Source organism: Microbulbifer sp. GL-2, assembly GCF_007183175.1.
GTDB lineage: Bacteria > Pseudomonadota > Gammaproteobacteria > Pseudomonadales > Cellvibrionaceae > Microbulbifer.
In genome coordinates this window covers 570,855-582,280 of the sequence record NZ_AP019807.1, presented here as the reverse complement: position 1 = coordinate 582,280, position 11,426 = coordinate 570,855, and the positions used below count along the sequence as shown (strand labels likewise).

The following is an 11,426-nucleotide window of genomic DNA, read 5'->3' as shown; positions in this document are numbered from 1 at the left end:
AGACTACAGCCCGCGCCACGTCTTACTTTGCGCGATTTTCGGAGAGCACGGGGCCTTTTCGCGCGCGCACGCGTGCGCACATGTGCGTGTATTCTCTTCGGGGATTTTTCGGCTCTTAAATTTTTTTCGTGCGCGTGAGGCGATATGTCCCCGTGCTCTCCGAAATTGAATCAAAACCTAATAGCCATGCGGGCTGCAGTCTCGGAGGGGTATATTTTTGTTCTCCGTAATGTATCCGTAGGTATCCGTTTAAAGGAATTAACCAGAAAGGGTGTTGAGATGATTGAGCGAGTAGAAAAGCGTTTGCTTGATTGGGCGCTTCAGGTGATTGGAAGTATGGCGCGGCAATATAAGTCGCCGATGGCTGCGATTATGGAGAACGGTGTGAACTCTTCATCTTCTGGCCAGTGGACCAATGAGATACGGGTGAGCCCGATAACCTACAGGGCTCGAAGAATTACCGCCAATATGCGTGCAGGCAGTGGCCAGGGGCAGCGAGGCAAGGGGCCAGTGGTGTTAATTGATGAGGAGCCTATGGAGGTTGAGGGTGCTGTGCGCAAATTGCCAGAGATTCTTAGGCAGGTAGTAAAAGTGCAGTATTTACGGGAGGGCCTATCTGCTAAGGGTAAAGCGAAGGCCGCTGGTGTTTCAGTTCCTACCTATTACCGCCACCTTGATGCTGCCCATGTTTTATTAGATGTGGAGCTATTTGGTTCGCAAGGTCCAAGAGTGGCGTAAATATTTTGAATTTAGGGGTTTACATCCGTGATAATAAAATATTAAATATAGGCAGCCTGCCATAGGTGGGTAAGAAGAAACCCGGCTCCCCCAGCCGGGTTTTTTCGTTTCTGAGGTTTTATTTTCATTGCTTATTCTTTCCTGTACTTAGCGGCGCTCTTTTGGGCGCCTTTTTTTTGCTTAAATGTTGAGGCTTTATGTTCCAGAACGACTATTTCATAGAGTCGGAATTGGCCTGTCGTTGTTGTGGCAAAAATCATTTCAAAGATGAAACGCTTAGACGGTTAATTCGAGTTAGGGAGCGATATGGCAAGCCGATGATTATTAATTCCGGCTACCGTTGCCCAGCTCATAACGCCAGATTAAATGCGACCATGACCCATGCCACCGGGCAGGCTGTTGATATTTCTGTGGCTGTGAGCGGGGCGCACAAGCTTATGAAAATTGCCTTAGAAGAGGGTTTCACTGGTATAGGGGTGAAACAGAAAGGGCCGATCAAAAGGCGGTTTATCCACTTGGATGACCTTGATTCTATTTCTGGCGAGCGTGCGCGCCCTACGGTGTGGAGCTACTAATGATTTCAGCTATATCCAACTTGCTCGGCAAGGTCATAGACAAGGCATTCCCAGATAAGACAGAGGCCAATCGACTAAAGGCGCAGGTGGATTCAAAGTTAATCTCAATGGACCTGGAGGAGCTGAAAGCGGCTACTCAGGTAATCACTGCAGAAGCTAAGGGAGAATCATGGCTACAAAGAAACTGGCGGCCAGTAACAATGCTCACGTTCGTGGGGCTGATCGTGGCTCAATGGCTGGGGTGGACAGCTCCAAACCTCAGCGAAAGTCAGGCTCTTGCTCTTCTGGAAATCGTAAAAATCGGCCTCGGTGGTTATGTCGTGGGGCGCAGCGCTGAAAAAGCGGTGAGGGCTTGGAAGCAGTCATGACACTTCAGGATGCTCTGAGAGAAATAGCGGATAAGGCTGGCTATATGACTGCCATTGGTGCTGGAACTTTTGCGGGTTGGCTTGCAAACAACTGGCTTGGGCTTGCGGGTGTACTGATCGCTGCGGTTGGTCTGGTGGTGAATTGGTATTACAACCATAAGCGCTTGAAGCTGCAGGAGCAGCAGGGTGAAGACTCATGACGGTTAATGTCAGCATTGATACTTCAGCGTTTGATAGTGCATCTGCCGAGTTACAGCGTCAGCTGCCTTATGCTGGCTCTGTAGCCTTGAACAATGTGGCCTTTAGGATTCGAGGGGAAGAGCGTTCTGCAATGGGCCGGGTTTTTATGAACCCAGTCAAGTTAACTCTGAATTCAGTTCTGATAGATAAGGCGACCAAGCGCTCTGGTCGTGCCAAAGTATATATCCGTGATCATGCCACCAAAGGCACAGCGCCTAGTAAATACCTGGCGCCGGCGGTGTTTGGCACTAGCCGTAATGAAAAACGATTTGAGCGGGCGCTGCGCTTTGCTGGCCTGCTACCTGCGGGGATGTATGCAGTGCATGGTGAAATGGCGAGGCTGAATAAACACGGCAATATCAGCGCGGGCACTTACAACAAGATCTTATCCCAGGTCAGGGCCAACTCTGACTCAACGCAAAACGCTACCGATAGTCAGCGCAGTAAATCCAAGCGCGGTATTACCAAGGGTTACTTTGTCGGAAAGATTGAGGGCACCTTGGGAGTCTGGAAAAGGGTAGGGTACAAGCGTCGTAGGTCGGTTCAGCCCATTCTAATCTTCGTTAAAAAGAAACCAGAATACCGCAAGCGTTTTCCATTCTTTCAAATTGCTGAGGGCATAGCCCGAAAGCACATCCCGATCGAGCTGGAAAAGGCGATGGAGCGCGCACTGGCAACCGCCAAGCGACGCTGAATTACACTTCAATGGGTCCTCCTGAGAAATCCGGCGCACGGGTAATTCGGACCCCGTTTTTTTAACAGCTATCTGAAATCTCCTAGGGGTTATACCTTGACTGGAAACCTATCACTTGATGATCAGGCTACTCAGTCGGGCTTTGCTCGCTTGGTTGGTACTTCACAGCCGGCGATTGCAAAGCATGTGCAGGCTGGGGTGCTGACGAAGGGCGCCAACTTTGGTGTTTGGCTTCAAGAATACTGTGAAAGGCTGCGGATTGAAGCAGCAGGCCGTCAGATAAATGATGCTCGTAAAGAAAAAGATCTGGCTGATGCAGATAAGGCAAGGCTCAGTGCGGAGAAATTGAGGCGCGAGTTCTACCGGGAAGATAAGTTGATACTTGATATTGAGTCAGTTCGCCAAGCTATGGTGGAGTGGACGAAGGTTGGGAAAAATGAATTTCTAGGGGCGTGCGATAACTTAATTATTGCGATAGAGAGTCAGTATGCAATTACCATCGACCGTGACCCCCTACAGCCAAACATTGACGCTGCCCTCAGAACTATTGGTAGTTACGAGATCGAATCTCTCGCGCCTGGTGAAGGAGGTGCGGGAAGCCTGGATACCGCAGCCTAAAGTGCCATTGATTGAGTGGCTGCCAGACAATATCAAACTGCCATCTGAGGATAGCGACAACGCCGGCTATTACCGCAACGATTATGTGCCTTATTTCTGGGGCGTGATGCACGCGCTGGATAGTCCGGTGTCGTGGATGGTAGTGATGCAGAAAGCCGCACAGATTGGCTGGACGGTTCTGCTGGCCACCGATATCTGCAAATGTGCCGCCACCGATCCAGCCCGTATCCTGATGCTGTTCCCAAAAGATGAAAAGGGCCGGCAGTTTATGGATGAAAAGCTGGTGCCGATTATCGAAGGGTCGCCAGCAGTAAATAAGGTGATCGATGTTACCACCAGCCGCAAAGGGGGCAGCCGCACGACGCGGAAGAAATTCCCCGGCGGTGAAGTACGCACCATTGGCTCCAACTCAATCTCCAATGTGAAATCTACTTCAGCCCGTCGGGGCTATGTGGAGGAGCCGGACGATACCAACAAAGATGTCGGCGATCAGGGCGATTCTATTCGCCACCTGCGCGAACGCCTCAAGCGCATGCGTAATAAAAAATTAGTTATCGGTGGTACGCCAGCGGTAGCGGGTCTTTCCCAGGTGGAGCACTACATCAAGCTCGGCACCATGCGGGTGCTGCCAGTGACCTGTCACGACTGTAGCGAGTCTCATGTACTGGACTGGGAAAACGTCAGCTGGCTGGAAAAAGAGGGCGGCACTCCGCACCCGGTATTTGGCCTGCACCAGCCAGAAAGCGCGGTGTATAGCTGCCCGCACTGTGGCAGTGTCTGGGATGACTACCGCCGCCAGGCCAATATCCTACAGACCTGTAAAACCGCGCAGGAAAATGGCGATGACTTTGCCGGCTGGGTAAAAACCCAATGCAGCGAGGATTACGCCGAAGATGAAATCGAACCGATAGAAACCTTTATGGAGCTATCGGAACTCTATGTGTGTATCCCCGGCACCGGTCTCGCCGATGTGGTGCGGGATTTTCTCGAAGCCGAACACGAAGCCAAAAGCGGCGATGAGTCTGCGCGCATCGTATTCCAGAACAACAAACTGGGCCGGCCTTATCAATATGCCGCCAGCCGTCTGCTGGACCATGAAAAACTGCAAGAGGCCGCAGAGGATTACCCGGAATTATTTTGTCCTGCCACTGGCCTGCTGGTAACGGTCGGCATCGATGTTCAGCATGACCGACTCGCTATCACCATTCGAGCCTTTGGCCGTAATGAAGAAAGCTGGCAAATGTTCTGGGGCGAGATCGATGGCGATACCGCCGACAAGAAAGATGATTGCTGGGCTGCCCTGGATAAGCTGGTGTTCCAGAGCTTTGAGCATGAGCGCTTCGGCGAGATCCGCGCAGCAGCGGTGAGCATCGACTCCTCCGATGGTGGCACCAGCAACGCGGTGTATCACTGGGTGCGAACCCGCGATAAAAAATATCGCGGTGTGCTGGTGATGGCGATTAAAGGTGACAGTAATGACTTCGGCACCAAGGAAATTTTTAACCAGCCCCGGCAGGTGGATTTTAATAATCCCAAGCGTCGCACCAAGGCAGACCGCTTTCAGGTAAAGGTGTATATGGTTGGCACCCACAAAGCCAAAGACCTAATGGCCAAGCGTTTACTGGGCACCAGCGCTTATATGCACAGCTGCAAGCATGTGCGGCAGGACTACTGGGAGCAGGTCACCGCCGAAGTCAAAGCCCCCAGTAAGAAAAACCGAGGCAGGGAAACCTGGCAGCCGCGCCCCGGCCGGCCCAACGAGGGCACCGATACCGAGGTCTACGCTCTGCACGCAGCCCATGCCATGGGTATGCATAAATACAACGAGAAAAAGTGGTCCACCATCGAATCGCGCCTGGGCCAGCGCACCCTGTTTAGCGAACCTCAACAAAAACCCGAACAACCCAAGCCAGCTGCAAAACAACCACGGCGGCCATCACAGCCTGCCGGTTCCCTACTGGATAGTTAAATGTCGAAAACCGCACAAGCCATGGTCGACCTCTATATCGAGGCCGAGATAGACGTGCTCGCCGGAAAAACCACGGTGATTAATGGACGGCAATTTACCGCCGAGAACCTGCAGGAAATCCGTGCTGGCCGGCAGGAGTGGGAAGGCCGCGCACTTCAAGAAACATTAAAGGCTGCCGGCAAACGCCGTGGGCCCGCCTACGCGAACTTTAACTAATGAACAAACTGGATTCTGTTATCGGGTTCTTTGCCCCCGAGGCCGCCCTGCGCCGTGTGCAAGCCCGGCGCGCCCTGGATATTGCCGCCGCCTATGAAGCTGCGCGACCTAGCCGACTCAGAAAAAACCCCGGTGATAATCGAAGTGGCGATCTGGTGGTTGAAGGCAGCGTGGAAACCCTGCGCGGCCAGGCCAGGCACCTGGAGCAAAACCACGATTTTGCCTTTGGCATTCTCACCACCCTGGTGAACAACATCGTTGGCCCACGCGGTATTGATGTGGAATTCCAACCCAAGACCTGGGACGGCGATATCCATGAAGGTCTCGCCAGCCAAATGAATGACGCTTACCAAGAGTGGGCGCGGCGCCCGGAATGTACCCGGCAATTCAGCTGGGCCAAATCCCAGCGGCTTTTATGCAATACCTGGCTGCGCGATGGCGAAACACTGCTGAGGCACCTGCAGGGCTCGGTACCCGGCCTAAAGCACCGCACCCCGGTGCCTTACACCATCGAATGCCTGGAACCGGATTTTCTGCCGGTGGATTACAACGATCCCAGCAAACGCATCGTACAGGGCATCGAAAAATCCGCCTGGGGCGAAGCCAAAGGTTTTTGGCTGTACGACGAACACCCTGGCGCCTCGCTGAACTGGCGCATGAAACGCAGGCGCCACAGCGCTGACAATATCGAGCACCTGAAGTTTGTGCGCCGTCTGCACCAAACCCGTGGGGTTTCTATTTTTGCCGCGGTAATGAATCGCCTCAACGATATTAAAGACTATGAAGAAAACGAACGCGTCGCCGCCAAGATTGCCTCGGCCATGGTGGGTTTTATCCAGAAGGGCAGCCCTGATACTTATGACGCTGATTCTTATGATGAGAATGGAAACCGCACTCTGGATATCCGTGCCGGTGCCATCTATGACGATCTACGTCCTGGGGAATCTGTCGGCACTCTCCAAAGTAATCGCCCCAGCGGCCTGCTAACCCCCTTTTTAGAAACCATGCACCGTATGGCTGCCGCCGGCACCATGGCCAGCTTTAGCAGCATCAGTAAAAACTACAACGGCACTTACAGTTCACAGCGGCAGGAACTGGTAGAGCAGTGGGCCAATTACGAAACCCTCAGCCTGGAATTCTGCGCAGAGATTGTGGAGCCGGTCACCCGGCGCTGGGTGCAGATGGGCCTACTGGCTGATGCTTTTAAAGTGCCCGCTGATGTTGACCCGGCAACCCTAATGCACGTCGATTTTATTACCCCGGTGATGCCCTGGATTAATCCAGCCCACGAAGCCAGCGCCGATGAAACCCTGCTGGAAAATGTACTGGTCAGCCCACAGCAGACCATCCGCCGCCGTGGCAAAAAGCCGGACGATGTGATTAAGCAAACCGCTGCCTGGCAGCAAAAGCTGAAAGAAAACAAGATCACCACCCCAACCAAACGCGAAGCCGTACCCGCACAAGAAACTCAATCTGAATAGGAGGCAGCCATGCCGAATAAATCCTGGTACAGCATCACCGCTGCCGCAAATAACACTGAAGCCGATATCTATCTGTACGACTCCATCGGCTACTGGGATATGACTGCCAAAGACTTTGCCCGAGATCTCAAAGCCCTCGGTGATGTCAGCAAGATCAATCTGCACATTAACTGCCCCGGCGGCGATGTGTTCGACGGCACGGCTATTTACAACCTGCTCAAAGATCATAAAGCCGAAGTGGAAACCTGGATTGAAGGCATCGCAGCCAGTATGGGCAGTGTAATCGCCCTCGCCGGGGATACGGTTCATATTGCCGAAAATGCCTATTACATGGTGCACAACCCCAGTGCCGGTGTCCGAGGTGATGAGCGTGCCCTGGAAAAGACCAAGAGCCTGCTGGCAAAAGTCAAAACCACCATGAAAAGCCTGTATTCCTCACGCACCGGAATGTCCGATGAGGAAATCAGCCAAGTGATGGATGACGAGACTTGGTATACCGGCGCTGAGGCGGTAGAGGCCGGCTTTGCTACCGATACCACAGCAGCAGTGGAAATGGCTGCAAGCTTCAGTGCTGATCACTTAAACCAATTCAAACATACCCCTCAAGCCATCAGCGCATTAGTTGCTCTGGGGGCAGATTCCGTTCGATTCCCGTCTGCAGTTGCAGGCAACCCAACCCAAACCAAGGAAGCGCAGACCATGCCTAAATCCAACCCCGGACAGCCGGGTGCAACCACCGACAACGGGGTTACACCAGAAATGAAAGCCCAGATTGCCGCCGATGCCAAAGCGCAATTTGCAGCCGATGAAAAGCAACGCAAAGACGATATCAAAGCCGTATTTAAAGGTTTTGAAGCACAGAGCACCGTCATGCAATCCTGCCTGGATGATATGGAGTGCACTGCGGAAAAAGCCAAGGACCAGTTACTCACAGCTCTGGGTAATCAAACCCCAACCCCAGTACAAAGCTACAGCGTGGTCGTGCAGGAAGGTGAGGGTATTAAACGCATTAAAGCCGATGCAGAAAATGCCATTGCCATGCGCGCCCTCGGTGAAAAGCGCACCGAAGGCAACGAGCTTACCGGCTACACCATGATGGAGATTGCCCGCATTCTGATGCAGGCCCACGGCCAGAACCTAGCGGGTCTGGATAAGATGGGCATTGTTGCAGCAGCCTTTACCCACAGCTCTGGAGACTTCGCCACGGTCCTGGGTAATATCGCCAATAAATCGATGCTGAAAGGTTACTCAGAAGCGGCAGAGGTTTTTCCGCAGTTTACCGCCACCGGTAACTTGAGCGATTTTAAGATCGCCACCCGCACGGATCTCGGCACCTTCCCCTCACTGCGCCAAGTGGCACCGGGTGCAGAATTTAAATATGTCAGTATCGGCGAGCGTGCCGAAACCGCCGCCCTGGCCACTTACGGGGAAATGTTCTCTATTACCCGCCAGGCGATTATTAATGACGACCTCGGAGCCTTCACCCGCATCCCACAAAAAATGGGCCTTGCTGCGGTCCGTACCGTTGGAGACCTGGTGTTTAGCATCCTGCTCAACAACCCACAAATGGCCGATGGCAAAGCCCTGTTCCACACCGACCACGGCAACCTCGCCACCAAGTCTGGTATCAACACCGCCAGCATCGACGCCGCACGAGTATTGATGGGCAAACAGAAGGACGGCACCGCCTTCCTGAATATCCGCCCCAAATTCCTGCTGTGTGATATTGCCGACGAGGGTGCCGCAAAGGTAGCGCTGGAATCGGAATTTGAAGTGGGTGCATCCGAGAAATCCAACACTGTACCCAACAGCGTGCGCAATATTGCTAGCGTCCTCTCTGATGGTCGCCTTAGCGGTCATAACGGTTGGTACCTCAATGCTGACCCGGTAGCGCACGACACTATCGAAGTTCTCTACCTGGATGGCCAGCAGGCCCCAGTGCTGGAACAGCAAAACGGCTGGAATATTGACGGGGTGGAATTCAAAGTGCGCCTCGATGCCGCCGCCAAAGCCTGGGATGCGAAAGGCATGGTGAAAACGCCCAAAACCTAATACCTACTAATACCTCAACCCAAATCAAATTTGAAAGGGCCGCAACACGCGGCCTTTTTACTTTCAGTTATTAACCCAATCGAGAGAAAGAGAATGGCTACGAATTTTGTGCAAGACGGACGCATGCTGGATGTCACCAACAACACCAGCGCGGTGATTACCTCTGGCCAGGTGTTAGCAGTAGGCGCAGTGCTGGGGGTAGCGATGGATGATATCGCCGTGGGTGAAACCGGCGTGCTCGCCATTGATGGCGTATTCAGCGTGCCCAAGGTATCCGCCGCAGAGATCAATCAGGGGGAAACCCTCACCTGGGTGGTTGCCTCCAGCGCATTCGATAGTAATGCAGCCACCGCAGCCACTGGCGATATCACCGGCCCTACCGCCTTTGCCGCAGAGGCAGCCGGTAATGGCGTTACCAGCCTAGCGGTCAAGTTTACCGGCGTACCGGGCACCGTGAAGGCCTAGGTGAAGCATGGATCTGGACCAACGAGCCGCAGAGCGCGCGTTTCGCAAATGGGGCAAGGTCGCTACCTATGATGATGGTAGCGGCGGCGAGCCTATTGATTGCCGTGTGATAAAAGATCAGGAGGTTGACGAGTTCGAGGAAGATGAGCGCGTGCGGGTACCGCGTGTTGAATTGAGTCTGCTGGTGAGTGAGGTGGGGGCTTATAACGCAGAAGCGGTGATTACCCTTGGTGGTGTGGCGTATCAGGTGCGCAAGCGGCTGGCGGATGATGGGGTGGTTTGGCGGGTGCTGGTGGATGGGTAGCCTGAGTGGGTGGGGCAGTACAGGATTTATGATTACCCTGATCATTTTTTCAGATGGGCCGGCAGTGTTAAGTGGCCGAATTCTATAAATTTACTAGAAGAAGATGGCGTGTTGGCGTAAATTTGTATCAGAAATAGTAGTCAAGATAATAGTGGTCATGATGATCACTATATAAATGTTATCTGAACTAGGAGGTTGGGATGCAAGGAGTATGTCGGCTTTGCCAATCTGAATCGGCGTTAAAAGAAAGTCATTTCATTCCAAAGTTCATTGGAAAATGGGTAAAGAAAACAGGTGTTACTGGCTACCTTCGGGAAGGTAACGAAGTTCATAAGCGTGCTCAGGATATCGCGAAAGAGTATTGGCTTTGTGGAGGTTGTGAAGAGCTGTTTTCAGACTGGGAACGAGAGTTTGCAAACAAGGTTTTTTATCCATTTGCAGATAAAGGTGAATCTGTAGCAAATTATGGTGAATGGATGTCAAGGCTATGTGCATCGTTGTCTTGGCGAACTCTTACATATATACGTAGTAAGAATGAAGCCGAGAAAAAATCTGACGAGTACAACAAATCTCTCGATGTTGCTGAGCAACACTTGAAGAAATTTTTACTGGGCGAGGAATCGAACTTATACCAGTATGAGCAACATGTATTTCCGCTAGAACGAATTGAGTCTACAACAGAAACAGGGTTGCCACCAAATATCAATAGATATTTTTTGCGTACAATGGCGATGGATATTATTGGCAACTCAAAAGATTTATACATATACACAAAACTCCCCAGTTTCATTATTTTGGGAATAGTTAAAGCAAGTGATCTGAAAAAGATGAGATCTAGCAGAATAGCCATTAAACACGGAAAGATTAGGCCAAGAGAATATTGGTGGCCTGATGGTTTTATCAATTACATTGTTGAGAAGGCCCAGGCAGTATCAGATGCATACGACCAAATACCAGAAAAGCATAAAGCTAGTTTTGATGAGTACATAAGGAAAAACCCGGATAAAGCGGCAAACTCAAAATTATTTGAGGCGTTCAGCTATGATCACGATCAGTTTGGAAAAAAAGTATTCAGATAACAAATTGCTGCTAGGGCCAAACCTACGCTGTGCTTCGGATTGCCCCAGGGCGCGACGTTCTATTTTACCCAGTCCAAAGATAAGGAGATAGCATGGATTATAAAAGTGATGATAAGAAACTAGAGATTAACGTTAACGATTTAGCTTCTAGGGTCTTAAAGATGTCTGATGAAGACCTTTCCAAGTCCGTTGACTATGCAGAGCTTCAAACTGTCATGCTGGCAATATTAGATCTACGAAGACAAATCGATTAACTGCATTTTTCAGCAGAAGGAGTTGTGTATGTCAAAAATCATTGTTAATGAATCAGAATTCATTGATGCTATAAATGAAGAACTTCAGAATCACCCTTCTTATGAAGAAGGTATGAAGGTATTTGGAGTTCCAGAAGGTGGAACTAGGTTGAGTGGTTATGATTGGAGTGGTCCAGATAGTATGCTTGGAGTTCTAGCTCAGGTAGTTGCAGAGGTTAACAAAAAATACGAGTTAGAGGTTTCCTAAATGCGATTTAAAAATATAACAAGGCGCTCGAAATGGGCACAAAACGCCTAGCGGCTTTTCGGTCCATTTAGCTTAGCGTTAACCGCTACTAACCCCTGAATAACAATAAAAAACCCCATCAGTCAC

Annotated in this window: 15 protein-coding genes; all 15 read left to right on the top strand. The window is 51.3% G+C overall.

Annotated elements, in window-relative coordinates:
• Positions 1-279: 279 nt before the first annotated feature.
• The 15 genes from GL2_RS02605 (at position 280) to GL2_RS02540 (ending at position 11,300) form a co-directional block, all read left to right on the top strand.
• Positions 280-738, top strand: a complete 459-nt coding sequence (locus tag GL2_RS02605; RefSeq protein WP_143729167.1) for a hypothetical protein — start codon at positions 280-282, stop codon at positions 736-738.
• A gap of 197 nt (positions 739-935) precedes the next feature.
• The gene (locus tag GL2_RS02600; RefSeq protein ID WP_143729166.1) at positions 936-1,313 is read left to right on the top strand and encodes a D-Ala-D-Ala carboxypeptidase family metallohydrolase; all 378 of its coding nucleotides are present in this window, start codon (positions 936-938) and stop codon (positions 1,311-1,313) included.
• Positions 1,313-1,681 carry a 3TM-type holin gene (locus tag GL2_RS02595; protein ID WP_143729165.1) on the top strand — a complete coding sequence of 123 codons (369 nt, stop codon included), beginning with the start codon at positions 1,313-1,315 and terminating at the stop codon, positions 1,679-1,681. The genes GL2_RS02600 and GL2_RS02595 overlap by 1 nt, the downstream gene beginning before the upstream one ends.
• Complete coding sequence (locus GL2_RS02590; RefSeq protein ID WP_143729164.1) at positions 1,678-1,881, top strand: holin; 204 nt, start codon at positions 1,678-1,680, stop codon at positions 1,879-1,881. The genes GL2_RS02595 and GL2_RS02590 overlap by 4 nt, the downstream gene beginning before the upstream one ends.
• The gene (locus GL2_RS02585) at positions 1,878-2,615 is read left to right on the top strand and encodes a hypothetical protein (protein ID WP_143729163.1); all 738 of its coding nucleotides are present in this window, start codon (positions 1,878-1,880) and stop codon (positions 2,613-2,615) included. The genes GL2_RS02590 and GL2_RS02585 overlap by 4 nt, the downstream gene beginning before the upstream one ends.
• A 96-nt stretch (positions 2,616-2,711) precedes the next feature.
• Positions 2,712-3,233, top strand: coding sequence for a hypothetical protein (locus GL2_RS02580; protein ID WP_143729162.1), 522 nt, complete (start codon positions 2,712-2,714; stop codon positions 3,231-3,233).
• Positions 3,205-5,202, top strand: coding sequence for a terminase gpA endonuclease subunit (locus tag GL2_RS02575; RefSeq protein ID WP_172621035.1), 1,998 nt, complete (start codon positions 3,205-3,207; stop codon positions 5,200-5,202). Before GL2_RS02580 ends, GL2_RS02575 begins: the two co-directional genes overlap by 29 nt.
• Positions 5,203-5,418 carry a primosomal replication protein PriB/PriC domain protein gene (locus GL2_RS02570; RefSeq protein ID WP_143729159.1) on the top strand — a complete coding sequence of 72 codons (216 nt, stop codon included), beginning with the start codon at positions 5,203-5,205 and terminating at the stop codon, positions 5,416-5,418.
• Positions 5,418-6,899 (top strand): phage portal protein, encoded by a 1,482-nt coding sequence (locus GL2_RS02565; protein ID WP_143729158.1) that lies wholly within the window; start codon positions 5,418-5,420, stop codon positions 6,897-6,899. Before GL2_RS02570 ends, GL2_RS02565 begins: the two co-directional genes overlap by 1 nt.
• 9 nt (positions 6,900-6,908) lie before the next feature.
• Entirely contained in the window at positions 6,909-8,951 is a 2,043-nt protein-coding gene (locus GL2_RS02560) for a ClpP-like prohead protease/major capsid protein fusion protein (protein ID WP_143729157.1), read from the top strand.
• A gap of 93 nt (positions 8,952-9,044) precedes the next feature.
• Complete coding sequence (locus GL2_RS02555; protein WP_143729156.1) at positions 9,045-9,416, top strand: DUF2190 family protein; 372 nt, start codon at positions 9,045-9,047, stop codon at positions 9,414-9,416.
• Between the two features lie 7 nt (positions 9,417-9,423).
• Entirely contained in the window at positions 9,424-9,720 is a 297-nt protein-coding gene (locus GL2_RS02550) for a hypothetical protein (RefSeq protein ID WP_143729155.1), read from the top strand.
• A 200-nt stretch (positions 9,721-9,920) separates the two neighbouring features.
• A complete protein-coding gene (locus GL2_RS02545) occupies positions 9,921-10,799 on the top strand; it encodes a hypothetical protein (protein WP_143729154.1) in 879 nt (292 codons plus the stop codon).
• 92 nt (positions 10,800-10,891) lie between these two features.
• A complete protein-coding gene (locus GL2_RS21395; protein ID WP_172621034.1) occupies positions 10,892-11,053 on the top strand; it encodes a hypothetical protein in 162 nt (53 codons plus the stop codon).
• A gap of 28 nt (positions 11,054-11,081) precedes the next feature.
• Positions 11,082-11,300 carry a hypothetical protein gene (locus GL2_RS02540; protein WP_143729153.1) on the top strand — a complete coding sequence of 73 codons (219 nt, stop codon included), beginning with the start codon at positions 11,082-11,084 and terminating at the stop codon, positions 11,298-11,300.
• Positions 11,301-11,426 lie beyond the last annotated feature (126 nt).

What these genes read in the sequence shown, in the direction of transcription:
- GL2_RS02560 (WP_143729157.1), top strand. Translation starts at nt 6,909, where the DNA reads ATGCCGAATAAATCCTGGTACAGCATCACCGCTGCCGCAAATAACACT.
- GL2_RS02550 (WP_143729155.1), top strand. Translation starts at nt 9,424, where the DNA reads ATGGATCTGGACCAACGAGCCGCAGAGCGCGCGTTTCGCAAATGGGGC.
- GL2_RS02540 (WP_143729153.1), top strand. Translation starts at nt 11,082, where the DNA reads ATGTCAAAAATCATTGTTAATGAATCAGAATTCATTGATGCTATAAAT.
- GL2_RS02585 (WP_143729163.1), top strand. Translation starts at nt 1,878, where the DNA reads ATGACGGTTAATGTCAGCATTGATACTTCAGCGTTTGATAGTGCATCT.
- GL2_RS02545 (WP_143729154.1), top strand. Translation starts at nt 9,921, where the DNA reads ATGCAAGGAGTATGTCGGCTTTGCCAATCTGAATCGGCGTTAAAAGAA.
- GL2_RS02565 (WP_143729158.1), top strand. Translation starts at nt 5,418, where the DNA reads ATGAACAAACTGGATTCTGTTATCGGGTTCTTTGCCCCCGAGGCCGCC.
- GL2_RS02605 (WP_143729167.1), top strand. Translation starts at nt 280, where the DNA reads ATGATTGAGCGAGTAGAAAAGCGTTTGCTTGATTGGGCGCTTCAGGTG.
- GL2_RS02590 (WP_143729164.1), top strand. Translation starts at nt 1,678, where the DNA reads ATGACACTTCAGGATGCTCTGAGAGAAATAGCGGATAAGGCTGGCTAT.
- GL2_RS21395 (WP_172621034.1), top strand. Translation starts at nt 10,892, where the DNA reads ATGGATTATAAAAGTGATGATAAGAAACTAGAGATTAACGTTAACGAT.
- GL2_RS02595 (WP_143729165.1), top strand. Translation starts at nt 1,313, where the DNA reads ATGATTTCAGCTATATCCAACTTGCTCGGCAAGGTCATAGACAAGGCA.
- GL2_RS02600 (WP_143729166.1), top strand. Translation starts at nt 936, where the DNA reads ATGTTCCAGAACGACTATTTCATAGAGTCGGAATTGGCCTGTCGTTGT.
- GL2_RS02570 (WP_143729159.1), top strand. Translation starts at nt 5,203, where the DNA reads ATGTCGAAAACCGCACAAGCCATGGTCGACCTCTATATCGAGGCCGAG.
- GL2_RS02555 (WP_143729156.1), top strand. Translation starts at nt 9,045, where the DNA reads ATGGCTACGAATTTTGTGCAAGACGGACGCATGCTGGATGTCACCAAC.